The sequence below is a fragment of the Chitinophaga filiformis genome, from assembly GCF_021646545.1.
GTDB lineage: Bacteria > Bacteroidota > Bacteroidia > Chitinophagales > Chitinophagaceae > Chitinophaga > Chitinophaga filiformis_A.
In genome coordinates this window covers 261274-286339 of sequence record NZ_JAKIRP010000007.1, presented here as the reverse complement: position 1 = coordinate 286339, position 25066 = coordinate 261274, and the positions used below count along the sequence as shown (strand labels likewise).

Below are 25066 nucleotides of genomic sequence, written 5' to 3'. Positions count from 1 at the left end.
TCATAGGATGATAATCATTTCAATTGTATTGTTTGTGCCAGTGCTTTGCATTCATTGAAGAGCAATGCCTTGTTTTCATCAATCATACCCATAAAAAAAATGGACGACGTTTCGTTTCCCATTAGAAGAAGGTACATGCTATCAGGAGTACCATTAGCGATTCCTCTCATTATAGATTCGTATGCTGGTTGGCCTTTAATATTCACTACATTTTCTTCAATGTGATCAATGGTTACGCCGTTTTCGTCTTTCATTCGCCTTACAAGTTCTTTCGACGCACCTCGCATATAGTCTAGATTTGGTAACGCAGGGCCTCTAACAATCGCGACATAATTATTATCGATATCTCCCTTTCCATCAGCAGTATAATAGAAAATCAAGGATGAGTTTTTATTAAATTTAAATACCGATTTAGAGGTATCTAATGAATAATTATTTAATGCCGCATAGTCTATATTAATCGATTTGTCGAAAAATATTGTCAGGAGAGCGGCGATAATTTCTTCCCTTGCCTCTCTGTTGTTATCAGGTAGTGTACATATTGCTGCTCCGGTAAATTCAGCGTCACCAAATTTAAAAACTATTTTTTCCCTTTTCTCCTTTTTTATTTTTCCATACCTGATATTAGCTTCGTAAGATCCAATGATGAAATCCTTTTCATAAAATGTTATTTCTTTACTGTTTTGTAGCCGAGACGTAGAGACTTTATCTTCACCTTCTCCAAAAGCCCTTCCTGGACTATCCAATATTAGGATCTCTGTGCCATTATCTTTTACTAAACTTCGCGATTTTGAAATTTTGTAGCCAGAAGGAACAACCATAAATAATCTTGTTCCTGGTATTTGCCGATGCAGAGATGTTTTGGTCATCTCAATTTTATCAGGAATGTTGAGATTTCTTTTGCCGACATCATTCATGTTGCAGGCGTTCATTGTCAGTACAAGGGCTGATAGGGATAGAAATATCTTCATAGTTAAAAGGATATCAATTACATATTTACTTTGAGTAGTAAAGACTGTTTGCTACAGCCTGATAATAGAAGGTGTAAAATAAACATATTTGGGATGACAATTGAAAAAGAAAGTATAATCTGTTTTTACGCCAGCACAAACCTATATCCGATCCCTTTGATTGTCAATATCTGTAAATTCTCATCCTCTTTCAGATGCACCCGCAGCCGGGTAATATACACATCCAGATTCCTGCTGTTAAAGAATGAATCATGTCCCCAGAGGAGATCGAGTATATCCTTCCGGTCAATAATGCCATTACGTTTTTCATACAACAATTTCAGCAGCTCAGATTCCTTATATGACAGTTTCTTTTCTTCGCGGCCATTGAACAATACCTGCCGGTTGGCATAGAAGCGGAACTTTCCAATGCTGATATGATCAGTGGAGGAGGGCGCAATTGTACCGGTGGGTTTACGCAATACATTGTCAATACGGACGATCAGTTCTTCCATACTGAAAGGCTTACGGATGTAGTCATTACCGCCTAGTGTAAAGCCTTTTACAAGATCTTCCGTCTGTGTTTTAGCTGTCAGGAATAAGATAGGAACATTGGGATCAATAGCCCTGATCTCTTCCGCTACTTCGAAGCCGTCTTTGTTGGGCAGCATAATATCGAGCACGCAAACGGTCGGGTTGATCTGTTTGAACAGGGCCAATACATTGGCGCCGTCAGTTTCCATGACAACTTCAAATCCTCTTCGCTGCAGGCTTTCTTTTACAATCTTGCCCAGGGATGGCTCATCTTCAACGTATAGAATCCTTGTTTTCACCTTAGAATATTTTAGACCTTACCTGGCGGTTGTTATCGTAATAAATGACTGGCGCTTCCACAAAGGGAAGTTTTACTGAGAAGGTACTGCCTTTATGCAGTTCACTTTCCACTTCTATAAAGCCCATATGCCTTTGTACTATATGCGATACATAACTTAAACCAAGTCCGTAACCTTTGATGTTGTGCCGGTTGCCATTGGGGATACGGAAGAACTTCTCAAATATTTTTCCTTTGTACTCTTTTGCAATGCCGATTCCGTTGTCTGTTACACGTATCTCCAGGTATTGTCCATGGTCGAGTATATGTACAAGTATTTCCGGATCCTTGACGCTGTATTTGAGTGCATTGTCAAGCAGGTTGTATAACACGCTTGTGATGTGCAGCTTGTCTGCCGTAATAATGAAATTATGTCCGCTCGTTTTGAGACTGGTATGCGCGCGGTGTTTTTCAAACTGTAGCCGCATAGATTCCATTACACTGGCAGCCAATGTTCTCAGATCAAACTGTTCTTTATTTAAAGTGATCTCCCGGTTTTCGAACATAGATAGTTTCAGTACTTTATCGACCAGCAGGCTGAGTCGCTGCATTTCGTTGGCAGATATTTCAAGATATTCATTGGTGGTTTCCCTGTCTTCCAGTACGTCAAAACTCCGCAGCGCCTCGATAGCGACACTCACAGTGGCGATAGGCGTTTTCAGTTCGTGTGTGATATTACTGATAAAGTCGTTTTTCAGTTGTGCCAGCTTTCTTTGCTGTTTCAGGTTCCTGTAGAGCAGGAGGAATGAAAGTATTGTAATACCCAGCAGCAGCACCGAAATAAGAATAGGCTGGCTGATACGTTGCAGCAGATACCAGGTGGTATTGCCAAAGAGCACCTGGTAGCTGACTGGTTTGGTGAAACCAATGGTTACCACATTGCCATCGAAATCGTTCGGGAAGGGCAGTATTTCATCCCGTGGTGTATCGACAGGAATGGTGTGGATGCTAAAGGGCAGGTTTATTTTTTCTCTCCGCAGTGCGTCGCCGTAAAGGCTGGATACTTCTTTTACCGTAATAGAGTCGCGGAGTGAATCCACGCCGGCCAGGAAGTCAACGACCCTGATGCGGTGTACGTTGTTCGTGTCTCTAAATGCCACGTTGAAGGAATCGCGAAAAGCCGGATTGCCTTTTACGGTCATAAATACTGCCCGCTTTGCCGGCTGTGCAAGGCCAAAAGAATCCCTGAACCGTTCCTGTAACACGTTGGTAACGCGCGTTACACCCTGCCGGTCGTCTACGGTGATGCGAAGACCGGAATCAAGCTTCAGCTTCGATGCCTGCAGGTGGAAGAGGGTTTCCCGGAAAAGTATATTGGTATGGGTGGAGAATAACTTTTCCTCTTCCTGATAGTTCTTCTTCAGCCAGTATACCTGGAACGCCGTGATCACGAGTATCGTGAGTGCGATCAGGGAAATGGTGACTGGTATGGAAAGTTTATATCGCATGAATATATCGCTGTTGGGCAGTGTCGTTATTAATTGTTATGCTGCAAATGTATTGTTTCCTATGGGCCCGGCAGCAGAACATTAACCTAAATTAACATTAAATCAAGTCATGTTAACCTGTGTTGCGGGAAGATCTGGATAGCTTTATCTCCTTAAATGTACACAGGATGAAAAAGATAATTTTTACGATTTCCCTGGGCCTGGCGGTTATTACAGTCAACGGTCAGCAAAAGCAGGGCAAAGTATTGTATACGCGTACTGTACAGATGATGCTGGACGTTGCCATGGAACCAGGGGCAATGCCGCTTCCGCGCACACATACCAGCAAACTGGAAGTATTATTCGGTAATGATCAGTGCCTGCGTCGTGCCGTAGACGAGGACAGGCCGGAGGAGGAGGAAGAAAGGGGAGGAGGATTAAGGGTTCGTACCATGGTAGCCGGTGTGGACGATCTGACCTATGTAAACCTTGCCAACGGTCAGATGGTGGAGCAAACGGAGTTTGGGGCAAAGAATTACATTATAACAGACAGTGTGCGAAAACTGGAGTGGAAGCTGACGGGACAGACCAGCACTATCCTCAATTATCCCTGTCAGCAGGCGGTGGCCCGTACCATTGGTAAACGCTCTGTGACCAGCATGGAGAATGGCGAAATGAAAACGAAGGAGGTGGCAGATACCTCGGAGATCGTTGCCTGGTTCACGCTGGCTATTCCCGTGCCGGCTGGTCCTGAATACCAGGCCCAATTGCCGGGACTTGTATTAGGTCTCGATATTGGTAATGGCCGTACCGTCTATAAAGCTGTGGAGGTATCCGGGGAGGTAGAGTTGGCCACCATCAAACCGCCATCCAAAGGTAAAAAAGTGACTGCGGAGGAATTTGACCGGGAACGGGATAAGATATTCGCAGAGATGCAACGTAATAATGGCGGGAGAGGGAGAATGATACGCATGGTCCAGTAGATCAGCATAGGCACAAAATATACAAACGTCCTCATAAGTGTGTAAAGATTGCCTGATTACGTCAGTTGACCCCATAACAAGAGCCCGTATCACAATTTGATGCGGGCTCTGTCTTTAAACCTTGTCCTGGGCATTATTGTGCTACCCGGGCCCCAACCCTGTTTTCTTAACCCCGATATGTTGTTCCCCGTCCAATTTCGGTCCTGGTATTGTCTAATTCGGGGATGATTATGTCCGGTTTACGGTATCCGTGATTTGCGTTGAACCTGCGCCGATCTACTTTTGTTGTGCAGGGTGAGCAAATGAGCCGAACGAAATATTACCTGACAACAATAATTAAAAATACTATGAACAACAGAACAACTTTTAGCCGTCGTTTTTTAGGAGCAGCAGCTTTTATCTTAGCAACATTAGGACTGGGCAGTTTCAATACCGCAAATGCGCAGCCCTCCGCCAGTGAGAGCAGTACTACTGCTACAGTTGCAGCCTTTGATCATCTCAAACAAATTAAGGCAGGTGTACTTGATGTGGGCTACGCAGAAGCCGGACCTGCAGACGGTGAGCCTGTTATTCTCCTCCATGGCTGGCCTTATGACATTGCCAGCTACAAGGAAGTGTCAGATATCCTGGCAGCAAAAGGTTTCAGGGTATTGATACCTTATCTGCGCGGCTACGGTACCACCCGTTTCCTTTCTGCTGAAACACCCCGCAACGGACAACAATCAGTAGTAGCAGTGGACATCATCGCTTTTATGGACGCATTGAAAATTAAGAAAGCAGTAGTAGGCGGATTTGACTGGGGGGCACGTACTGCCGATATCATGGCGGCGCTGTGGCCTGAGCGTGTAAAAGGCCTGGTGTCAGTGAGTGGTTATCTGATCGGTAGTCAGCAAGCCAATAAGACGCCGCTGCCGCCTAAAGCTGAACTATTGTGGTGGTACCAGTACTACTTTGCAACAGAACGTGGCCAGGCAGGATACGCCGCTAATACCCGCGATTTTAATAAGCTGATCTGGCAACTGGCATCTCCAACATGGCACTTCACTGACGCTACTTATAACCAGTCAGCAGTTGCTTTTGATAATCCTGACCATGTACAGATCGTAATTGATAACTACCGCTGGAGACTGGGTCTGTCCAAAGGCGAATCAAAATACGATGAACTGGAAAAGAAACTGGCTACCGGTCCTGCTATTACCGTACCAAGTGTGACCCTGGAAGGTGATGCAAACGGCGCACCTCATCCTGATCCAGCTATGTATGCGGCTAAATTTAAAGGCAAATATGCACATCATACCATCACAGGAGGTATAGGTCACAATCTTCCTCAGGAAGCACCTCAGGCATTCGCAGATGCGATCATTGAAGTGAACAACTTCGCTAAATAATACTTACAGATAAACAGGATAATAGGGATTAAAGAGTGGATTGGCCGGAAGTGGGCGGACTTCCAATATGGCCGGGGCTGACCTTTCGGGTCAGCCCTTTTTGTGTTATTAAGTATTGTGTTAGCGTCGTATGACATTGAAACCGCCATGTTCTTCCCGGGCGGGACGCTTACTGAGACTGTAGGTAAAACTGAGCAGGAAGAAGCGCCGGAGGTTCTTTGTGCGGCTGTCTTCAATATAGTTTTGGTTGCTGCTGCGGCTGATGCCGATGTTCCTGTTCAGGATGTCATTGACACTCAGTTTTAATTCTCCCCTGTTAAAACGCAGGAACTGACGGCTAAAGGAGGCGCTCCACAATGGAATGCTGGTGTTAAAGCCTTCTGCACGACGGTTGTTAATAGTGTATGTAAAGCTGGTATTTAGCTGGAAGCTGGCTGGTAATTGCCAGTTCACCTCTCCTTCATATTGCTGTGAGAAATAGGTGGTATTAAGAGCCGATTGCAGGGAATAGCCTGTATGGTAGTAATTGAGTCCTGCATTGAATGAGAGGTCTAATTTGTCGGTAGGCGCCAGGTCCATACGCATGGATGGTCCGAAGGTAAAGGTGCGGATAGTATTTGCGACCGTATTGGTGAACTGTTTTGTTTTGCTGTATCCCATATTGCTACCGAAATTGATCGTGCCTTTTAATGCCCTTACCGGTAAGCCCCAGTTAATGGAGCCGGTCATATTATATACCCCGTTTACGTTCACCGGCGTGGTATGATTGACGCCGGATGAATCCACAGTATGCGCGTCTACGATCTTGTTCTGCGTCTCCTGCAGATTGAAAAAGGCAAACAGGTTCTTGTTCCTGAAGGGATCAACGTATATATAACTCAGCTGTACCGCATGTGTATATTCCTGTTTCAGGGATGGATTACCTTCTTTGATGTTAAGCGGATCGGAAATGTCGGGAACGGGCTGTAACTGCGATACACCTGGTTGGTTGGTGCTCGCTGCATAATTGATACTAAGATTGCGGTAACGGCTGAAATCATATTTAAACCGGAGCGATGGCAACAGGTTGGAGAAGTTCTTGCGGATGACAGAATCTTTCGTACCTGCAATGATATTTCCTTCGAGGGTAGCATACTGCCAGTTAAGTCCGGCGGCCAGGCTGAAGTGCTTTTGTTTGGTACGCAGGCGCAGGCCAGCGTTAGTGTAACCGTAGGTGTTTTCGAAATTGTTGGTCAGGTCTTCGTTCAGGTGGTCAAACTTGCCGGTCCGGCCGTTATAGTCATACGTGGTTTTATCGGAACTGCTACTGGTATTGCTGCGACTGAGGCTTAATTCCAGCAGCGAGTGCCTGAACAGTGGTTCGGTATAGACGGCGCGGAGCGTATAAGCTTTGAGATCGCCCTGTGTGTTGTTGACCTGGCTAATGGAGTCCTGATATGGCTGGGGAGTGCCATGGTTGTAGAACTGATTGACAGAAAGCAAGCGGCCTTTATTTTCGCTGTTATTCAGGCTTGTTTGCAGTCCCAGTGAAAAGGTCCTGCCTTTAAGCGGAAATCTTTTCCGGAATAATATATCGTTACGGAAATTGGTACCATGTCCGGTGGTATAGTTATCGCTAAAACCCTGGTTTGCCAGCTGTTTATCTTCCCACAATGTTTCGTAGCTGCTGTGGCTTTTTGTACGGGTTTCCTGGTAGCCGGCAGAAGACGATATTTTGAGTGAATGAAAGGAGTCGATGGCGATATCGGCTGCCACGTTCAGACGGTGGCTGTTATTGAGGTTATCGCTGGTCGATTGCTGGTTGTAGAAATAGGAGGAGTCGGGCAGAAAATACTGGCGTTCTACAGTACTTTCCTTGTAGGGATTATAACGGTTATAAAAGTAACTGGAGCTGAGATCGGTTTTATTGCCGATGATGTTATTGTAATTGATCCCACCTCCCCATATAGTTTTGATGCCGTTATTGTCGCCCATCCCTGTTAATGCACTAATAGGGTTATCGGCATTGATGGAGAAGCTGGCATTGCCGTTGCCACTCTGCCGCATGCGGTTCAGTTCACCGGAAAAGTTCATCAGGTCCATGAAGGAAAAACCTTCGGCATTGGAGTTATTGCCCATACCAATACCGGATAGCTGCCTGGCGCCTTTGAAGGAATTAACGTTGAAGCGTCCTTCATACCGGTCGTCTGTACCTCCGCCGGCAGTCACTTTGCCGAACAGCCCTTTTCTTTTATCCTGTTTGAGTTTCAGATTAATGGTCTTTTCATTGTTGCCGTCGTCGAAGCCTGTTAACTGGGCAGCGTCACTCAGGCGGTCAAATACCTGCACCTTTTCGATGGCATCAGCGGGCAGGTTTTTGGTAGCCAGTTTAGGGTCGGTGCCGAAGAACTCCTTGCCGTCTACCAGTACGCGGTTGACCTTTTGTCCCTGGGCTTTTACTGTACCATCTTTATCTACCTGGATACCGGGCAGCTTTTTCAGCAATTGCTCCACACTCGCATTGGGCGGTGTTTTAAATGAGCCGGCGTTATATTGAATGGTATCGCCTACGAGCGTGACCGGTGGTGCTTCCGCACTGACTTCTACCTCATTGAGTGTTCGGCTTAGGTCCTGCAGCACGATGTTCTGCAGGTTGATGTCATGGCTGCCGGCGTTGATATTAACAGGCCGGCTGGCATTATGATATTTGACGTGCGTGATAAGCAGGCGGTAATCTCCATTCGGAATGCCGGACAACTGAAAAGCGCCTTTGTTATCAGTCATGGTAAAACTGATCAGCGATGAATCTGCTTTTCGGAAGAGCGTAATGGTTGCGGATGTTACAGGCTGTCCGGAGCTGGTGTCAGATACAGTGCCTTTCACAGTGCCGGTTCGCTGTGCGTAGGCGCCAAGTGTAAAGCAGCAGGCAAGGAGTAGTGAGTAGTATTTTCTCATGATGGTCGTTACTTCGTGAATAACATGAAGGTAGATCCACCATCTGCAAAAGCAGGTTAATATGCCTTGCTTTAATGTTAAACAAGGTTAATTTTCGTATCCGGCCAGGGCGGCCAGTTCCTTTCTTATGGTTTCTTCCCAGCGCTCCTGGGTTGCCGCGTTTAGTCCGTGGTGGGTCTCCTGGTCGTATGCCCACTGTCTTTCTTTATATATCCGGTATGTTTCCAGGAAGGCGTCTGTTGACACCTTATTGATATTGGTGGCGGTTAGTTGTGTATTGGCCAGCTGTTTGCGCAGTAGCCGCGCATATACTTCACTCAGGTCAAAGTGTAATTGTTCATGTGCCAGCAGGGCTGCAGTCTTTCGTTCGGGCCTTACGCTGCTCTGGCGGCAGATAAACTCATTGGTTACCACAACCCGGATACCTGATGCATACATGGTATCGATCCGTATACCGAAGCGGCAGGATGTTCTGGCAGCGACATCGGGCTCTTTGTTGAATGCAGGATTGCCTTTGAAATCATCCCAGGTCAGTTTGCGTTCAGCGCTCCATTCAAATTTCTGCTCATAGGCTTTTACATTGTCGACCTTGTAAAGTTTTGCGGTGATCTTATCACAATCTCCTTTATAAGCCGGCTTCCTGTAGCTGCTTATTCTTACCAGGTTGGCGCCCTGCGCCCTGGCCATCTGTTTAAACTTCGTTATGATCTCCTCATAGGTGCAGGCAGGATATTTATTGTTCTCTGAAGAGCTGATAGTAGCTATTCTGCCATTACCGTTACTATTGAAGCGGTCGTTCTGGCTAAGTACCAATACAAAGGCAGTGTCCGGAAGCGGTGAAATATCGTTGTCCCCTGTGCCGGGGGCAAGTTTCGGTGAGCAGGAGCAGATACAAACGGCGATGACTATATAAAGCAGGTGCTTCATTGCTAATGGATGATTATTATACGAATATACGGGATAGCAGGTAATCTACACATATTCCTGTTTTGTCTACACCTTCCTCGTAAACAGGGCTTAAAATGGCTATTTTTGTTACTATTAGCAATGCGGATACAACGTAATAAATATGTACTTACTGAAGGTAGTATTCATGCCCTTATCTGGGCGTTGTTACTGCTATTGCCATATCTGGTTTCTACAGCAGCCAACGACTATAAGATAGGTCCTATTCCCGGTTTGTTCTTCACCATATCAGGGTTTATACATATGGGCATTTTCTATAGTAATGCTTTCTTCTTCTACCCCCGGCTGAGGAACCGGAAATACTGGTGGCTGTACATCCCCGTAGCCATCTTGCTGTTGTTCGTTTCATTCCAGCTGAAGTATTATATACTGGCTTTCTGGTTCCCTGATGTATTGAAAGATATGGCGTCGTACAAATTCATATTTGGTCCGTCAGTCGGGATATTTTTCATCAGCATCATTTACCGCAGGGTAGCAGACAAGATCCGGCTTGAGAAGGAGCAGGAGAAAAGACGGACAGAACAGCTGTCTACAGAGCTGAAGTTTCTCCGTTCACAGATCAGCCCACATTTCCTGTTTAACGTCCTGACCAACCTTGTATCACTGGCGCGGAAGAAATCGGACCGCCTGGAATCGTCCCTTATTATGCTGTCAGATCTGATGCGGTACATGCTGTACGATACACAGGGGAAGAAGGTGTCCGTCAGCAAAGAAATAGCTTATCTGAATAGTTATATTGCATTGCAGCAACTGCGTTTCGGCAATGAGGTGGCAGTCAATACTGTAATCGATACGGAAGAAGAAACGGAATCCTACACAATAGAGCCCATGCTGCTGATACCTTTTGTGGAAAATGCATTTAAGCATGGGGTAAATTACCTGTCAGATCCACAGATAGATATCCACCTGTTGGTAAAGGGTGGACAGCTTACCTTTGATGTAAAGAACCGCTTTGATGAGGGGAATCTTACCGTACACGATGAAAATTCCGGTATCGGCTTGTCTAATGTAAGAACACGGCTGGACATGCTGTATAAGGGTAAGTATACCTTGCTGATCAGGAAAGAAAAGGGCGTATTTCATATTACCTTAACTTTAGTGCTTACATGATGCGTTGTATTGCCATAGACGATGAACTGCTGGTGCGGGAATTGCTGGAAGACAACATCCGGCAGGTGCCTTTTTTGCACCTGGTAAAGACATGCAAAAATGCCATGGAAGCAATGGAAGTGATGCAGCAGGAACAGATAGACCTCATCTTCCTGGACATACAGATGCCTAAGCTGACCGGGCTGCAGTTTTTAAGATCGCTGACGCAAGCGCCGATGGTCATCCTGGTAACGGCCTATGAGCAATACGCATTAGAAGGGTTTGAACTGCGCGTGGTAGATTACCTCTTGAAGCCATTTAGTTTTGAACGTTTCCTCAAGGCCTGCAATCATGCATATGAGCTGTTCCGCTTACAACATAAAGCATCTGAAGCGCCCAAAGATTTCTTTGTGTATGTAGAGTATGTGCAGGTGAAAATTGTGGTGGCGGATATTGCGTATATCGAAGGCCTGAAAGACTATATTAAGATTTACCTGTCATCTTCCTCAAAGCCTGTGCTTACCCGTATGACCATGAAAGCAATGGAAGAGAAATTACCTCCTCCGGCGTTTATTCGCACACATAAATCTTTCCTTGTAGCCGCGAAAAAGATCACAGCTGTTAAACGAGACCTTGTTGTGATCGGCGACAAGGAGATCCCTGTCAGTGAGTTCTATAAAGAGAATGTAACCCGGATGCTGAATTTATCCAAAGACTAAGCCCACTCATTTTTCCGTCTTGTCGTAACACTTTCCCATGTTGTCTACGCTATAAAACGTCCTGCTATATCAGTAGTTAGTTTTGTATTGTAAATGCATCGTTCATCTAAAAGAAAACACATGAAGAAAACAACGTTATCCATGCTGGCGTCACCAGCATGCCACTACGGGCATTGCGCCTCGCCGGGGAAGGGCCGCGCATATGAAACTATTCAATCATTACAAATAAAACTGTAAACATATGGGACTCGCATTTATTATCATCATACGGATACTGTTCGTTGCCTGTATGGTGTTCGTCATCGGGTATATTTTCGGAGGATTTTCAAAGAAACCGGTACTGACAAGTTTGAGTAAGGTGGCTGCAATACTGGTGATCGTATTGTTCATAGCAGCGAATATGGTCTTTATGCGTTCTGCTTTCAGGGATGGAAGGGGATGTTTCAGGGACCGTGAGCATCGTGAGCAGATAGAAAGATTTGGGAGATAAAGGCAAAAAATAATCTGTTTTTAAAAGGGTGAAAGGCAGCTGTTAGTGCTTTTCACCCTTTTTATTTCCTATTTTAGTAGAAAATATTGCTATGCGTTACCCCAAATCCCACAATGTTACCATGGCCGTTATATTGGCCCTCATGGTCTTATGCGCAAGTAGCTGTTATTCCTATCGCGTTGCTACCCATGCGCTTCCTGCCACCGGTGTTACACCCCTGAACAAGGTGAGGACTTACAGCCTGTTCTGGGGACTGCTCAACAAGCCGCAGATCATTCATACGCCTGTATGCGATTCGCTGGGCGTAAACGGTATGGCGGAGGTGCGTGTGAAGAATAACTTTGGCAATGCGCTTCTAACGGTGTGCACGCTTGGCATTTACTGCCCGCTGTCGCTGGAATGGAAGTGTGCAACACCATGCCAGCCGCAGTCAGACCCTTTGTAATTTGTCCGATTTCATTTACCCCAACATTGATCCACGATGAAAATTATTAAAAACGGCGCCTTCAACTGGCAAAATGAGCATAGTACATTTACCCAGCCCATAAAAGATCTCTACGATCTTGCCAACGAGACCACTGGCCAGGCTTTGGATATTTATAACGACACTACCCGGGGTATCCAGCAGATCATCCGGGAAGCGATACAGAGCAATACCCCGCTGAGGGCTTTGGGAGGCAGCTGGTCGTTCACCCCCATAGCAGCCACTAATGGCATCATTCTCAACACAAAACCACTGAACATCCGCTTTACGGTATCGTCGGCAAGTGTGTCTCCAAAGTATACGCGTGACCCTAAATACCTGTGTATGGCACAGTGTGGTAACAGGGTCTGGGAGTTGAGCAAACACCTGCATGACCGTGGGCAGTCCCTTTCAGCCAGTGGGGCCAGTAACGGGCAAACCATCGCCGGCGCCATCGCCACGGGCACCCACGGTGCAGCGCTGGACTTTGGAGCCATACAGGAGAGCGTGGTGGCGCTGCATATCATCACCGGGCCGGATACACATATCTGGCTGGAGCGCTCGTCTTATCCTGTGATGGCAGATACCTTTCCGGATAAGCTGGGCGCCACATTATTACGGGACGATGAGGTATTTAATGCGGCATTGGTAGGCATCGGCGCGATGGGTTTTATACATGGCGCCCTGATAGAAGCGGAAGATGATTTTCTGCTGGAATCTTACCAGCGCCGTGTACCATATGATGACGCCCTGATCAGGCAGATGAAGTCACTGGATTTCAGCAATCCAAAGCTACCTTATCCGGGAGAGCGGCCCTTTCATATGCAGGTGCTCATCAATCCCTACGATATGAAGAACGGGGTGTATATGACCGCCATGTATAAACGGCCCTACCGGAGAGACTATACACCACCAACAGCCAATGCAGCGGGAATAGGCCCGGGGGACGATGCTCCCTGTTTCATAGGAAAGCTGGCTGGCGTTATACCCGGGCTGGTGCCGGTGATGGTCAATAAGGTGCTGACGGCAAGCCTCAACATCCACGAAAAGCAGTTCGGGCGGCTCAGTGAGATCTTTAACAATACCACTTTACGTGGAAAGCTGGCCAGTGCTGCTATCGGATTACCATTGTCTGCGGTAGAGCAGGTTGTGAATGTGTTGATGGAGATGAATGAATCGGCAGGACCATTTGTAGGACTGTTTGCTTTCCGCTTCGTAAAATCATCTCCGGCTACAATGGCTTTTACCCGTTTTGCACCGGTTACCTGTGTGCTGGAGCTGGACGCGGTGCTTTCTCCGGAAACCCTGAGTTTTTATGATGCGGTATGGAATAGACTGGAGCAGTTGAATATTCCATATACTTTCCATTGGGGCAAAATGAGCACCATTGCCCCCGACCGCCTGCGGCGCATGTATGGCAGCAGCCTTGATAAGTTTCTCTTAGCCAGGTCAAGGATCATCGAACCTGCGGTAGCAGGTATTTTCAGCAATGAGGTGATGAAACAATGGGGAATAGACCCTGTGAGCTGATCAGTATCATTGTTGCTGACTTTCAATACGATAAACCAATATCTCAGCCGTAGTCAAAGTTGCACAAAACGGTTTCCATTGTGCAACTTTGACTACAGGTCCAACCCATCTTCCTTCCGTTTAAAGACATCTGCATTTAAATTTTTATTATTAAATAGTTATATATGCAATCCCATTGCAGATAAGTCCGTATCTTGGAATTTTACCGTGAATTGTTGATACCTTTGCCGCCGGTTTAACAAACGAGAACTAAAATTGTATTTAGTAATTAAATACCGGGCTACTTATATTAGCAATTCCTTAAAAACTGCGAATGGACTCAAATATTGAACAACCGGAGAAACCAGTTATTTCAAAGGGTATTGATGGCTTTTTCAAAGACATTTACAACATTTTCTTATTTCTGGTCAGAATCTTTACGGAAGCCTTTAAACGACCCATAGAAGCGCGTGAAGTGATCCGTCAGTGTTTTCAGGTGGGATACAAATCCCTTGCCCTGATCACAATGACAGGATTTATAACCGGTCTTGTGTTCACCAAACAGTCCAGGCCTTCCCTTTCAGAATTCGGTGCTACTTCCTGGTTGCCTTCCCTGATATCCATCGCTGTGATCAGGGCATTGGCGCCACTGGTAACCGCCCTGATCACTGCCGGTAAGGTAGGATCGGGTATAGGTGCTGAGCTGGCATCTATGCGGGTAACCGAACAGATAGACGCCATGGAGGTTTCTGCGATCAATCCATTCAAGTTCCTGGTAGTAACAAGGGTAATGGCCACCACCATATCTATTCCCATCCTGGTGGCCTACACGGGCCTCGTGGGAATGCTGGGGTCTTTTCTGGATATCCATCTGAATGAACAGACCTCTTTCACCAGCTTTTTCCAGGAAGCATTTAAGAACATTTACTTTCTCGATTTCATCACTACCGGTATCAAAGCGGTGGTATTTGGTTTTACAATTGGTGTAGTAAGCTGTTATCAGGGCTATCATGCCACCCAGGGTACGCAGGGCGTGGGTAAAGCTGCCAACCTTTCCGTGGTGATATCTATGTTCCTGATCTTCCTCGAAGAGGTATTTATTGTTCAAATAGCCAACTCTATCCGTTAATATATGAAGTCATTTACGCCGGAAATAAATATGAATGAAAAGGTGATTGACATCCATAACCTGTATAAGTCATTTGGAAGCAATCACGTGCTGCGCGGTATTGATATTGACGTGCATAAAGGAGAGAATGTGGTGGTACTGGGACGTTCCGGTACCGGGAAATCTGTGTTGATCAAGATCATTGCCGGTTTGCTGGCGCCAGACTCCGGTACGGTGAATGTGCTGGGCAGGGAAGTGGATAAACTGGATCCTGCTGAGCTGAGGGAATTGCGTCTTAAAGTAGGCTTTTGCTTCCAGCACGGTGCGCTGTACGATAGTATGACCGTGGGCGAGAACCTCGCTTTCCCGCTCAAACGCAATACGCCGAAAATCACCAATGCGCAGGTGAAGAGAATGGTGACGGTAGTACTGGAGGCCGTTGGCCTGGCCAGGACCATTGACCAGATGCCTTCAGAGCTGTCGGGCGGGCAGCGTAAACGTATAGGCATTGCCCGTACACTGATCCTGCGTCCTGATATTATGCTATATGACGAACCTACTGCAGGGCTGGACCCCATTACCTGCACTGAAATAAATAACCTGATCAATGAGGTGCAACGCCGCTTTCATACCAGTTCTATCATCATTACACACGATCTTGCCTGTGCCAAACAGACGGGAGATAAGATTGTGGTAATGAAAGAAGGGAAGTTTGTAAAGCAGGGGAATTTTGAAGAGGTATTCAGCACACAGGATGACCTCATCAAGGAATTTTATGATTATAATTTTATACAGTAAGATATGAAAGAATCAAGCAACAGACGCTCCGTTATCGTAGGCATTTTTATCGTTATAGGTTTGCTGATCGTTATCACAGGCGTACTTACACTTGGCGGACAAAAGAAAGCATTTGTGAAGGCGGTACGTGTTACTGCCATCTTCAATGATGTAGGCGGTGTGCAGACAGGTAATAATGTATGGTATTCCGGTGTGAAAGTGGGGAACGTGAAGAAGATCACTTTTCTCGAGCATAACAGGATAGAGGTGGCCATGAATATAGAGGAGAGTTCTGCCAGATTCATACATAAGGACGTGCTGGCAAAAGTAGGGTCGGATGGTCTTGTAGGTAACAAGATCATTGCGCTGTCGGGTGGTTCAGACAATATGCCTGCTATCCAGGATGGCGATCAGCTGAAAGTTGCAGTAAATGTCAGCCCCGACGAGATCCTTGCCACCCTGCAGGAGAACAACAAAAACTTAGTAGGCATTACAGGCAATCTGAATGCGCTCAGCAAAAAGATCTTAAACGGGGAAGGTTCCATCGGTAAGCTGGTGAATGATGAAACCCTGTACAGCAATATGTCACTCGCGGTTGCATCCCTGCAGAAATCTGCCAACAACACTGAGCGTCTTACCCAGGGCCTGGCTGCATATGCTGCCAGCCTGCGTAAAGAAGGCACGCTCACGAACGATCTGGTGACAGATACGACTATATTCAAAAACCTCCGTTCTGCCGTAACGCAGATGAATGCGGTGGCTAATAACGCCAATGATGTAGTGGCTAATCTGAAAAGTACCAGCGAGGGGCTGAATGAGAATCTGAACAGTGCAAATTCTCCGGTAGGTGTGTTGCTGAACGATAAACAATCAGGCGAAGACCTGAAACAGGCGCTGAAGAACCTCAATTTGAGTACCGGTAAGCTGAATGAAGACCTGGAGGCAGCACAGCATAACTTCCTGCTGAGAGGTTACTTTAAGAAGAAAGCCAAACGGGAAGAAAAAGCCAGACAGGATAGTATTAAGAATGCGCAGAAATAATTGAAACAGACAAGCCGCTTAATCATTAAGCGGCTTGTCTGTTTATGATCACTGATGTGATGCATAAGCCGCTGCAAATTCGCCGGCAAATTCCTCGAGGCCAATATTGCCATACGCATCGTTTTCATGGCGACGGTAATCATCAAACAATCCACCTTCCCTTAAAGCAACCCCGATCTCGATCATATACACCTTTGCCATCTCCTCACTCATACCACTTTGCATCATGCCCTGCAGGAGTGCTTCATCCGGAAAAGCTATCCATGATAATGCAGGCTTGTTAATAGCCCGGCCGAGTATGTCTGCGATCTCTGCTCCGCTTTTCTCATCACCTGCCACATAACGGACACTCTTTCCGCTGAAGGAAAGCGTATCTAATGCAGTCGCAGCGGCATTCGCAATATCCCGTGGGTGGGAGAGTACCATTTTTACATCAGCACCGAAATTATTGCCGATAATATGCTGGTGCATGATCATGGGAATAGCGCCATAGAAATTGGTATAGAACATGCCCGGGCGCAGGTGTAAAACATGTACATCAGACAATGCATTCAGCCGCTGCTCAACATAATAGTTGCCTTTTGTGGGGCCGGGTCCATCCGGCAGATGGGCGCCGATAGCGCTCAGGTTCACCACATACTTCACGCCTGTTGTGGCAATGGCGGTCGCATAATGATCGCCAACTGTCTTCATATAATTGATCACATCTGTATAGTGAGGCGGGATCATGGTAAATACGGCGTCTGCACCTGTAAATGCACGCTGCAGGAAGGCCGGATCGTTTACCTGGCCGATAGCCGGGATGGCCCCCAGGGCGGTAATGGCGGCCGCCCTTTCAGGGCTGTGACTGATAACGGTTACTTCGTGTCCTTTGGCGGTCAGCTGGCTGGTGAGTCTTTGGCCTATGTTGCCCAGAGAGCCTGTGATAGTGATTTTCATGTCATTCATATTTTGTTTGACAAAAGTAGATTTGTACTTACTTTTGTACAAGTACTTACCCTGGAGTATGTAACTATGGCAACGATAAAAGAAAACTCGACGATACAGGCCAATAAGCGATCTGCCTTTGAAGAATGCCCTGTAACATATGTAATGGAAAAGATCGGCGGCTACTGGAAGCCTATCATCTTATTCCAGTTATTATCCGGTCCAAAACGATACAGTGACCTCAGAAAGGCTATTCCTGATATTACAGAGAAAGTATTGATCCAGCAGTTAAAGCAGCTGGAGGCGCAAAACCTGCTGATCAGGGAAGCCAAACCCGTTGTGCCTCCACATGTTACGTATAGCCTCACGAAAGCCGGAATGGGGCTAAAACCGGTATTATATGCCATGGCCGTTTGGGCCGTGGAAGACAGTGAAGAACATGGCTCAACGTTCCGCAGAAACCTGCAACAGTTCCCCGGATAGGAAGAAGCATAAAAATATCCCCTAAAGTTAACAATGACTTAATGCAAACTTAACATTGCGCATATATTTTAGCGCCCTGAAAAATAGTACCAGTCAGGGTATTAGTGTATTGTCAAGATTGTCAATCTATTGAGTTTCTATCATGCCGGCGACAGGGTTTCTTGTTTCAATAGTCTTAACATTGTCTTTACAATGGCAGTGTACTTTTGTTCGTAAATACCAGGTTAAATAAGATGCGATCCAATACCTCACATAGTGCTTCATCGGACCCTGAGATATATTTTGACAGGTTGTTCAAAGAGACCTACGCTAATACTATCGCATACCTGGAGAAGATCAGCAATAACAAGGAACTGGCCCGCGACCTTGCCCAGGAAGCCTACCTGAAGGTGTGGCAGAAACTGGATCTGCTGCCCGCAGCAGAAGACGAAGCACTACGTTATATATTGATCATATCCCGCAATTGTTTCCTGGACCATCTTAAACTGGCGCTGAAAGAAAAGAAACAGCAGGACGCCTACGCCACTGTCTATATAGAAACAAGCGCTGTTGTCAACCATATGGAAGTCAAGGAGCAACAGCAGATCGTCGACTATACGATTAACACCCAGGAAGAAGCCGCCCGCCGTTTCTATCTGCTGAATAGGGAAGAAGGCCTTACCTATAAAGAGATCGCATTACAGGAAGGCGTCTCTGAAAAAACCGTGGAGCGCTATATCGGCAGAGTGCTCCGTACCCTCCGCACCCGCCTTGCCAGCATACTTTTCCTTTGGTAACAATTCCTTAACCTGATCTGCTGACGGTGACACGATTGTTTTGTGGTTCTTTTAATAAACACAAACAAAGTCAGCTAAATGGACCTACAGGACATCCGGAAAAGATTGGAAGATTTCAGATCAGGTAAACTGACCTCCGCTGAAAAAGAGGAGTTACGCGGTGCATTGTCTGCTCTCACAGAAGAGGAGCATGCGGCGTTATTCCCCGTGGAGGACTATTTACAAAAAGGAGAATTCCAGCTGCCGGAGGAAGAAGTGACTGCTGCACTGGCTCGCTTAAAACAGACGACAAAACCTGTGGGCAGGGTGATGATGCTGACCCACTGGAGAAAAGTGAGCAGGTATGCGGCCATTCTCGTACTGGTAGTAGGAAGCACTTTTCTTTTGAGAAAAACAACGGGACTTTTTAGCGGTGATGGGAAAGGGCAGACCGCCAAACGTTTCCGCGCGATGAAGGTACCTGACGGTAACCAGGGCACGTTGATATTAAAAGACGGTACACGTATTATTATAAACGGAGGAAGTGAATTACTCTATCCTGAAAACTTTGAGGGAGCGGAACGTATGGTATACCTCAGAGACGGAGAAGCTTATTTTGATATAGCACAGGATGCTGCGCATCCATTTGTTGTAAGAACGTCACAAATGAGGGTAAGAGTACTCGGTACCTCCTTTTCCATAAGAGACTACAGGGACGAAAAGCATGCATCTGTATCTGTTAACAGTGGTAAGATCGCATTGGAAAATCTTTTGACAATAAGCCACTGGCTTGAACTTTCGGCAGGCAATGGCTCGGTAATAGATAAATATAAAGGGACAATTACGAAACAGGACATCGACACTACAACAACAACAGCCTGGATCAGGGGAGAGCTGGCCTTCCAGGACGCTGCTTTGCAGCAGGTATTACAGGTACTGCAACACAAATATGCAGTGCGTTTTGAAGTGAAGGATTCAACATTACTGAAGCGCAGGTTCACAGCCACTTTCAGGAACAACAGTATTCAGAATATCATGCAGCAGCTGAAGCTGATGGGTAATATCAAATACACTATTACAGACAACCTAATATTAATACAATAAAAAAACTACCCTGCTGTAACAGGGTGTAACAATTCGGTACAAAAGCTAAATTTTTTAATGAATGGACAAAAGTACAAATAGGCGGGGAGCCCCGCTAGGGATTTGCTGTCCCCAACTGAAAGGAATGATCAGATCCGCGGGGCTGTTAGTACTATTATTTTTAGCAGCATTCGTGCCATCTGTCAATGCACAATCAAATGAGCCTAAGCTGGATATCGCCATTGAAAACCAGCCGCTTAAAAATGTGTTCCAGTTTATTCAGAAGAACACCTCCTTCCTCGTTAATCATAGCGAAGACGAAGTGAACACCGGCGTAAAAGTGACGGTGAATATGAAGGGCGCTACTGTTGCTGAAATATTAAGAACAGCGCTGCGCAGTACCGAATATGAATTTGTGCGTAACGGCAACACCTTCGTGATCATGCGTAAGCAACTGGATATTGTTATCCGCGGTAAAGTAACTGACGAAAAAGGCGAGGCATTGATCGGTGTGAACGTACGCCCGGGAAATGGCGGCAGAGGTACTATTACCAACAACAGCGGCCAGTATACCATTGCGATACCTTCTCCGGGCACTACACTGGTCTTTTCTTTCCTGGGGTATACGAACCGTGCTATCCCTGTAACAGAAACACAGGCGCTGAACGTGCAGATGATACCTGATGCCAAAGCCCTGAATGAAGTAGTGGTGACCACTGCGCTGGGTATTAAACGTGATGAGAAAGCGCTGGGTTATGCAGCGACTGTAGTAAAGAATGAACAGCTCACCGATGCGATATCAGGCAACTGGACAGACGCATTGTCAGGTAAGGTGGCTGGTCTGAACCTCGTAAGGTCCAATGCAGGTCCTACCGGTTCCAACAAGATCATCCTGCGTGGTGAGAGTAACCTGAGCGGCGACAATGAAGCGCTGATCGTTGTGGATGGTGTGGTGATCAACCAGAGTAGCGGCCGTCGTAGCGCTGTAACGGGAGAGTCTTCCTATGGCACCAGCAGCGATAATATGCCGGCCGACTATGGCAGTGGTCTGAACGATATTAACCCTGAAGACATCGAGTCTATCACTATATTAAAAGGTCCCGGTGCAGCCGCTTTGTATGGCGGCCGTGGCGCCAACGGCGCTTTGATCATTGTAACAAAGGCGGGTAGCAACCGTAGGAAAGGCCTTGGTGTTACCTTCAATTCCAATGCATCCAAAGAGTCAGTAAACCGCTGGCCTTCCCTGCAGTATGAGTACGGCCAAGGCCTGGACGGTGCTACCTATTACTCTTATGGCACTTCACCAGATGGTCTTGCAAGCACCAGCGGTACCAGTTCGGCTTATGGTCCGCGTTTCGACGGACAAATGTTCTACCAGTACGACCCTGTAACGCAGGCACAGGGGAAAGAGAAAACGCCATGGGTAGCTTATCCTCACCAGCTGGAGAAGTTCTTCAATACCGGAAACACTGTAACGAACACTATCAGCCTGGATGGAGGTACTGATAAAACAACCGCCCGTTTCTCTTTCACAAATGTATACAACGACTGGATCGTACCTAATACCGGTTACAAACGTAACACGGTATCCATGTCTGTTAACTCAAAGGTAAATGACAAGCTGCAGATCGCTTCTAAGGTAAACTATACCAATAAATGGAGTGACAACCTGCCGGGTTCCGGTTATGGTAACCAGTCGCTGATGTACTGGTACATTTTCTGGCAGCCGAACGCGAACCTGGACTGGCTGAGAAACTACTGGGCTAATGGTCAGGAGAATAAGGTGATCAAATATCCTTTCAGCTCCTTCCCGGAGAACCCGTATGCGGTTTCTTATGAGTTCCTTAACCGGACCAACCGCCATGGTATTACCGGTAACGTGCAGGCTACCTATAATTTCACGAAGGAATTAAGTCTGCAGGTAAGAACTTCGGTAGACTTTGCATATGAACAGCGTGCGCAGGAGCGTCCTTATGACGCAGGCGCCAAATTGCCTAAAGGTAGCTATCGTACGCAGAGCATCTTCGCCATGGAAGCCAGCAGTGACTTCCTGCTGAAATATGCGAAGAAAGTGTCAAAAGATTTTGAATTCTCTGTGACTGCGGGTGGTAGTAACCTGAAGAACAACTATAATAAGGACGAGGTGCGTGCCGACTCCCTGACATATCCGGGTATCTATACCATGGCGAATGCTGCGGGTCCCCTGGTGACTATTCCTGCGAAAAGCACTTATACGATCAACAGCTTATATGGATTGCTGGCGATGAGCTATAAGGAGTATCTCTTCCTCGACCTCACAGGTCGTAGCGACTGGACCAGTACACTGGCAACTCCCAGCCGTACTACCAATGCCGGTTTCTTTTATCCATCAGCAAACCTGAGTTTCATCGCTTCGGAAGTATTTAACCTGCCCAAGGCTGTGAACTTCGCAAAACTGAGATTATCAGCATCTGGTGTAGGTAGCGGTGGTACAACTGCTTATCAGACAGCTTACAGCTATATTTCTGCGGGCAGCCTCTATAGCGGTGGTCTGGAAAATCCACCCCTGCTGGCTAACCCGAATCTGAGACCACTAAGAACCGTTTCATACGAGGCGGGCGCTAATGCTAAGTTCTTTAATAACCGCTTAGGTTTTGACGTAGCCGTATACAAAGGCCTCAGTAAAGACCAGCACCTGAAACGTATCGTTGACCGTGCATCCGGTTATACTTCTGTGCTGATCAATGCCGGTGAGGTAAGCAACAGGGGGATTGAGGTAGCAGTGAATGGTACACCTGTATCTACCAAAAGCGGATTCAAATGGAGTACAAATGTTGTTTTCTCCTCTAACCGTAACAGGATCGAAAAACTGCTGGACAGCTCTCTCGTACTGCAGACAGGTCCTGTAGGGGGTGGTCAGCTGGTAGCAAAGGTAGGCGGCAGTATGGGCGATCTGTATGGAAGAGGTTATCAGCGTGCTCCCGACGGACAGATCATCTACGATGGTACCACCGGTGTAGCATTGCTCACAGAAGGAGTGAAATACCTGGGTAACACCAATCCCAGATGGAAGCTCGGCTTCAGTAATGATTTCTATTTCAAACAATTCCATCTGAACGTGTTGTTCGATGCGCAGTACGGTGGCGTAGCACATTCACTGACGCACTACAAACTGGCAGAACAGGGTAAAACAACCAATACATTGCCTGGAAGATACAACGGTATCATTGGTAATGGTGTAGTGGCAGATGGAGATGGTAAGTTCAGAAAGAATGACGTGATCGCTACTGACATCGATGAATATTACCGTTCTCACTACGGTACAGACAATGCAGAGGGCAGCACCTTCCGTACCGACTTCGTGAAGTTCAGGGAGGCGCGCCTGGATTATACACTGAATCCTAAACTGGCCAAACGTATCGGTTTCCAGCGTGCAACATTCGGCGTATATGGCCGTAACCTGTTCATCTGGACAGACTGGCCAATATTCGATCCTGAGTTTGGTACACTGAATGGTTCGGACATCATGCAGGGTTTTGAAATAGGTCAGTTCCCATCTACCCGTACAATTGGATTCAACCTGGTACTTGCACTCTAATCTTTGAAACAATGAAGAAGATCATATACACAATAACAAGCCTTGTATTGATGAGTAGCATGATGCTCTCGTCCTGTACAAAAGATTTCACGAAGATCAACACAGATCCGAATGGTACGCCTACGGCATTGCCGCAGCAGTTGCTGGCGCCGGCACTGGTAGGTACACTCACAACTACCATGTTGCGTAACCGTAGCTTCAACAATGAGTTAATGCAGGTAACGGTAGACCCCAGTGATGCAGAAGGAAGGGTATTCAGATATGACTATCGCCCGGGTGTATCAGATGCTTTATATAACGGCCTGTATTCTGAACTGACCAACTTTAAGGACATCTATAAGGTAGCCAGCCAGGAGCTGAACTACAATAAGTCTTACATGGGTATCTCACTGATCTGTCAGTCATGGATCTATTCCATACTGACAGATACTTATGGCGATATTCCATACTTTCAATCCAACCTGGCGAAAGACAGCGCTATCTATGAGCCAAAGTTTGATGCGCAGAAAGATATCTATACAGATATCTTCAGTAAACTGGACAGCGCAAACCTGCTGTTATCAACAGGTACAGGCATTCTGCCTTCCAGCGACCCTGTGTATGGTGGTAACGTAGCTAACTGGCGCAAGTTCGGTAACTCGCTGTACCTGCGTTTGCTGATGCGCGTATCAGCCAAAGCTGAAATGGCGGAGTTCTGCAGGGCCAAGATCAAACAGATAGTGGAAACCTTCCCTATCATAGCAAACAATGATGAATCGGCTATCCTGAGATGGACGGGTGTAGGCCCTTATTCATCTCCTTTATTAAGTGTAAGGGAGCAGGACTTCAGGCAGCCGGGCATAGCCAGTTTCTTCATAGATCACCTGTCGGACTGGAATGATCCCCGTATTGACATTCCGACCTATGGTGTTGGTGGTATTAACAGATGGGGTATAGCGCCTTATTCAGGCAACTACCAGGGTATACCAAGCGGTTATGCGCCGGGAGAGAATCCTGTAAAGAAATGTTATTTCTATTCCAATACATCTTCTTCTTCCCTGATGACAGAGCCTATGACCGGGATGATGATGAACTATGCTGAGCTGAAGTTTATCCTGGCGGAAGCGGCGTTAAAGGGTTGGATAAACGGTTCTGCCGAGACCTATTACAATGATGGCGCCCTGGCAAGTATTACCCTCTGGCTGCCTGCATGGCCTAAAAAGATACAGGACTTCCTGGTGGAAGCAGACATCCAGTGGATGGATAGTTTAACTTTCGACGAAAAGATGGAAAGGATCCATCTGCAGAAATACTATGCGCTGTTCCTCGTGGACTTCCAGCAGTGGTTTGAGTACCGCCGTACCGGTCACCCGATATTACCTAAAGGTGCAGGCCTGAAGAACAACGGCGTAATGCCGGCGAGGATGGTGTACCCGGTATACGTACAATCTACCAATCCTACAAACTATAAACTTGCTGTTGCCAATCAGGGACCTGATCAGATCTATACACAGGTTTGGTGGCAAAAACCATAATTGATATTAATT

General features: G+C 46.5%; 21 protein-coding genes. 15 read left to right on the top strand and 6 right to left on the bottom strand.

Annotation, left to right across the window (positions count from 1 at the left end; genetic code table 11):
- Window positions 1-14: 14 nt before the first annotated feature.
- The 3 genes from L3C95_RS19110 to L3C95_RS19100 form a co-directional block, all read right to left on the bottom strand.
- The gene (locus L3C95_RS19110) at window positions 15-971 is read right to left on the bottom strand and encodes a hypothetical protein (RefSeq protein WP_236390066.1); all 957 of its coding nucleotides are present in this window, start codon (window positions 969-971) and stop codon (window positions 15-17) included.
- A gap of 125 nt (window positions 972-1096) precedes the next feature.
- Window positions 1097-1783 carry a response regulator transcription factor gene (locus L3C95_RS35130; RefSeq protein WP_236390064.1) on the bottom strand — a complete coding sequence of 229 codons (687 nt, stop codon included), beginning with the start codon at window positions 1781-1783 and terminating at the stop codon, window positions 1097-1099.
- A gap of 1 nt (window position 1784) precedes the next feature.
- A complete protein-coding gene (locus L3C95_RS19100) occupies window positions 1785-3269 on the bottom strand; it encodes a sensor histidine kinase (RefSeq protein WP_236390062.1) in 1485 nt (494 codons plus the stop codon).
- Window positions 3270-3436: 167 nt separating this feature from the next.
- Between L3C95_RS19100 and L3C95_RS19095 the strand changes: the two genes are divergently transcribed.
- Both L3C95_RS19095 and L3C95_RS19090 read left to right on the top strand, forming a co-directional pair.
- Window positions 3437-4231: a GLPGLI family protein gene (locus tag L3C95_RS19095; protein ID WP_236390060.1), complete on the top strand. Its 795-nt coding sequence runs from the start codon at window positions 3437-3439 to the stop codon at window positions 4229-4231.
- A 347-nt stretch (window positions 4232-4578) separates the two neighbouring features.
- Entirely contained in the window at window positions 4579-5619 is a 1041-nt protein-coding gene (locus L3C95_RS19090) for an alpha/beta fold hydrolase (protein WP_236390058.1), read from the top strand.
- Between the two features lie 120 nt (window positions 5620-5739).
- On the opposite strand, the gene L3C95_RS19085 is transcribed toward L3C95_RS19090, so the two are convergent.
- Window positions 5740-8553, bottom strand: coding sequence for an outer membrane beta-barrel family protein (locus L3C95_RS19085; RefSeq protein ID WP_236390056.1), 2814 nt, complete (start codon window positions 8551-8553; stop codon window positions 5740-5742).
- 87 nt (window positions 8554-8640) lie between these two features.
- Window positions 8641-9480, bottom strand: coding sequence for a DUF922 domain-containing Zn-dependent protease (locus tag L3C95_RS19080; protein WP_236390054.1), 840 nt, complete (start codon window positions 9478-9480; stop codon window positions 8641-8643).
- 105 nt (window positions 9481-9585) lie between these two features.
- Between L3C95_RS19080 and L3C95_RS19075 the strand changes: the two genes are divergently transcribed.
- The 8 genes from L3C95_RS19075 to L3C95_RS19040 all read left to right on the top strand — a co-directional run bounded on the left by L3C95_RS19075 (window position 9586) and on the right by L3C95_RS19040 (window position 16715).
- Window positions 9586-10629 carry a sensor histidine kinase gene (locus tag L3C95_RS19075; RefSeq protein WP_236390050.1) on the top strand — a complete coding sequence of 348 codons (1044 nt, stop codon included), beginning with the start codon at window positions 9586-9588 and terminating at the stop codon, window positions 10627-10629.
- On the top strand, window positions 10626-11327 hold the full coding sequence (locus tag L3C95_RS19070) for a LytR/AlgR family response regulator transcription factor (protein WP_236390047.1): 702 nt from the start codon (window positions 10626-10628) through the stop codon (window positions 11325-11327). The genes L3C95_RS19075 and L3C95_RS19070 overlap by 4 nt, the downstream gene beginning before the upstream one ends.
- Window positions 11328-11568: 241 nt before the next feature.
- Window positions 11569-11817, top strand: coding sequence for a hypothetical protein (locus L3C95_RS19065; protein WP_236390041.1), 249 nt, complete (start codon window positions 11569-11571; stop codon window positions 11815-11817).
- 91 nt (window positions 11818-11908) lie between these two features.
- Window positions 11909-12262, top strand: coding sequence for a Bor family protein (locus L3C95_RS19060; protein WP_236390038.1), 354 nt, complete (start codon window positions 11909-11911; stop codon window positions 12260-12262).
- A 36-nt stretch (window positions 12263-12298) separates the two neighbouring features.
- Window positions 12299-13810 carry an FAD-binding protein gene (locus L3C95_RS19055; RefSeq protein WP_236390036.1) on the top strand — a complete coding sequence of 504 codons (1512 nt, stop codon included), beginning with the start codon at window positions 12299-12301 and terminating at the stop codon, window positions 13808-13810.
- 313 nt (window positions 13811-14123) lie between these two features.
- Window positions 14124-14918, top strand: coding sequence for an MlaE family ABC transporter permease (locus L3C95_RS19050; RefSeq protein ID WP_236390033.1), 795 nt, complete (start codon window positions 14124-14126; stop codon window positions 14916-14918).
- A gap of 3 nt (window positions 14919-14921) precedes the next feature.
- Window positions 14922-15695 (top strand): ABC transporter ATP-binding protein, encoded by a 774-nt coding sequence (locus L3C95_RS19045; RefSeq protein ID WP_236390031.1) that lies wholly within the window; start codon window positions 14922-14924, stop codon window positions 15693-15695.
- A gap of 3 nt (window positions 15696-15698) precedes the next feature.
- Window positions 15699-16715, top strand: coding sequence for an MlaD family protein (locus tag L3C95_RS19040; protein ID WP_236390028.1), 1017 nt, complete (start codon window positions 15699-15701; stop codon window positions 16713-16715).
- A gap of 48 nt (window positions 16716-16763) precedes the next feature.
- Here L3C95_RS19040 and L3C95_RS19035 read toward each other — a convergent pair whose 3' ends face one another.
- On the bottom strand, window positions 16764-17654 hold the full coding sequence (locus L3C95_RS19035; protein ID WP_236390027.1) for an NAD(P)H-binding protein: 891 nt from the start codon (window positions 17652-17654) through the stop codon (window positions 16764-16766).
- 75 nt (window positions 17655-17729) lie between these two features.
- On the opposite strand from L3C95_RS19035, the gene L3C95_RS19030 reads away from it, so the two are divergent.
- The 5 genes from L3C95_RS19030 to L3C95_RS19010 all read left to right on the top strand — a co-directional run bounded on the left by L3C95_RS19030 (window position 17730) and on the right by L3C95_RS19010 (window position 25054).
- Entirely contained in the window at window positions 17730-18125 is a 396-nt protein-coding gene (locus tag L3C95_RS19030; protein WP_236390024.1) for a winged helix-turn-helix transcriptional regulator, read from the top strand.
- 233 nt (window positions 18126-18358) lie between these two features.
- Window positions 18359-18901: a sigma-70 family RNA polymerase sigma factor gene (locus L3C95_RS19025; RefSeq protein ID WP_236390023.1), complete on the top strand. Its 543-nt coding sequence runs from the start codon at window positions 18359-18361 to the stop codon at window positions 18899-18901.
- A 78-nt stretch (window positions 18902-18979) separates the two neighbouring features.
- On the top strand, window positions 18980-19984 hold the full coding sequence (locus L3C95_RS19020) for a FecR family protein (protein ID WP_236390022.1): 1005 nt from the start codon (window positions 18980-18982) through the stop codon (window positions 19982-19984).
- Between the two features lie 124 nt (window positions 19985-20108).
- Window positions 20109-23540, top strand: coding sequence for a SusC/RagA family TonB-linked outer membrane protein (locus L3C95_RS19015; RefSeq protein ID WP_236390021.1), 3432 nt, complete (start codon window positions 20109-20111; stop codon window positions 23538-23540).
- Between the two features lie 11 nt (window positions 23541-23551).
- Window positions 23552-25054 (top strand): SusD/RagB family nutrient-binding outer membrane lipoprotein, encoded by a 1503-nt coding sequence (locus L3C95_RS19010; protein WP_236390019.1) that lies wholly within the window; start codon window positions 23552-23554, stop codon window positions 25052-25054.
- Window positions 25055-25066 lie beyond the last annotated feature (12 nt).

Bases quoted from the DNA above. Each gene is read 5' to 3' on its own strand.
- L3C95_RS19110 (WP_236390066.1), bottom strand. From the start codon at position 971: ATGAAGATATTTCTATCCCTATCAGCCCTTGTACTGACAATGAACGCC.
- L3C95_RS19100 (WP_236390062.1), bottom strand. From the start codon at position 3,269: ATGCGATATAAACTTTCCATACCAGTCACCATTTCCCTGATCGCACTC.
- L3C95_RS19095 (WP_236390060.1), top strand. From the start codon at position 3,437: ATGAAAAAGATAATTTTTACGATTTCCCTGGGCCTGGCGGTTATTACA.
- L3C95_RS19090 (WP_236390058.1), top strand. From the start codon at position 4,579: ATGAACAACAGAACAACTTTTAGCCGTCGTTTTTTAGGAGCAGCAGCT.
- L3C95_RS19085 (WP_236390056.1), bottom strand. From the start codon at position 8,553: ATGAGAAAATACTACTCACTACTCCTTGCCTGCTGCTTTACACTTGGC.
- L3C95_RS19080 (WP_236390054.1), bottom strand. From the start codon at position 9,480: ATGAAGCACCTGCTTTATATAGTCATCGCCGTTTGTATCTGCTCCTGC.
- L3C95_RS19070 (WP_236390047.1), top strand. From the start codon at position 10,626: ATGATGCGTTGTATTGCCATAGACGATGAACTGCTGGTGCGGGAATTG.
- L3C95_RS19065 (WP_236390041.1), top strand. From the start codon at position 11,569: ATGGGACTCGCATTTATTATCATCATACGGATACTGTTCGTTGCCTGT.
- L3C95_RS19060 (WP_236390038.1), top strand. From the start codon at position 11,909: ATGCGTTACCCCAAATCCCACAATGTTACCATGGCCGTTATATTGGCC.
- L3C95_RS19055 (WP_236390036.1), top strand. From the start codon at position 12,299: ATGAAAATTATTAAAAACGGCGCCTTCAACTGGCAAAATGAGCATAGT.
- L3C95_RS19050 (WP_236390033.1), top strand. From the start codon at position 14,124: ATGGACTCAAATATTGAACAACCGGAGAAACCAGTTATTTCAAAGGGT.
- L3C95_RS19045 (WP_236390031.1), top strand. From the start codon at position 14,922: ATGAAGTCATTTACGCCGGAAATAAATATGAATGAAAAGGTGATTGAC.
- L3C95_RS19040 (WP_236390028.1), top strand. From the start codon at position 15,699: ATGAAAGAATCAAGCAACAGACGCTCCGTTATCGTAGGCATTTTTATC.
- L3C95_RS19035 (WP_236390027.1), bottom strand. From the start codon at position 17,654: ATGAAAATCACTATCACAGGCTCTCTGGGCAACATAGGCCAAAGACTC.
- L3C95_RS19030 (WP_236390024.1), top strand. From the start codon at position 17,730: ATGGCAACGATAAAAGAAAACTCGACGATACAGGCCAATAAGCGATCT.
- L3C95_RS19025 (WP_236390023.1), top strand. From the start codon at position 18,359: ATGCGATCCAATACCTCACATAGTGCTTCATCGGACCCTGAGATATAT.
- L3C95_RS19020 (WP_236390022.1), top strand. From the start codon at position 18,980: ATGGACCTACAGGACATCCGGAAAAGATTGGAAGATTTCAGATCAGGT.
- L3C95_RS19015 (WP_236390021.1), top strand. From the start codon at position 20,109: ATGATCAGATCCGCGGGGCTGTTAGTACTATTATTTTTAGCAGCATTC.
- L3C95_RS19010 (WP_236390019.1), top strand. From the start codon at position 23,552: ATGAAGAAGATCATATACACAATAACAAGCCTTGTATTGATGAGTAGC.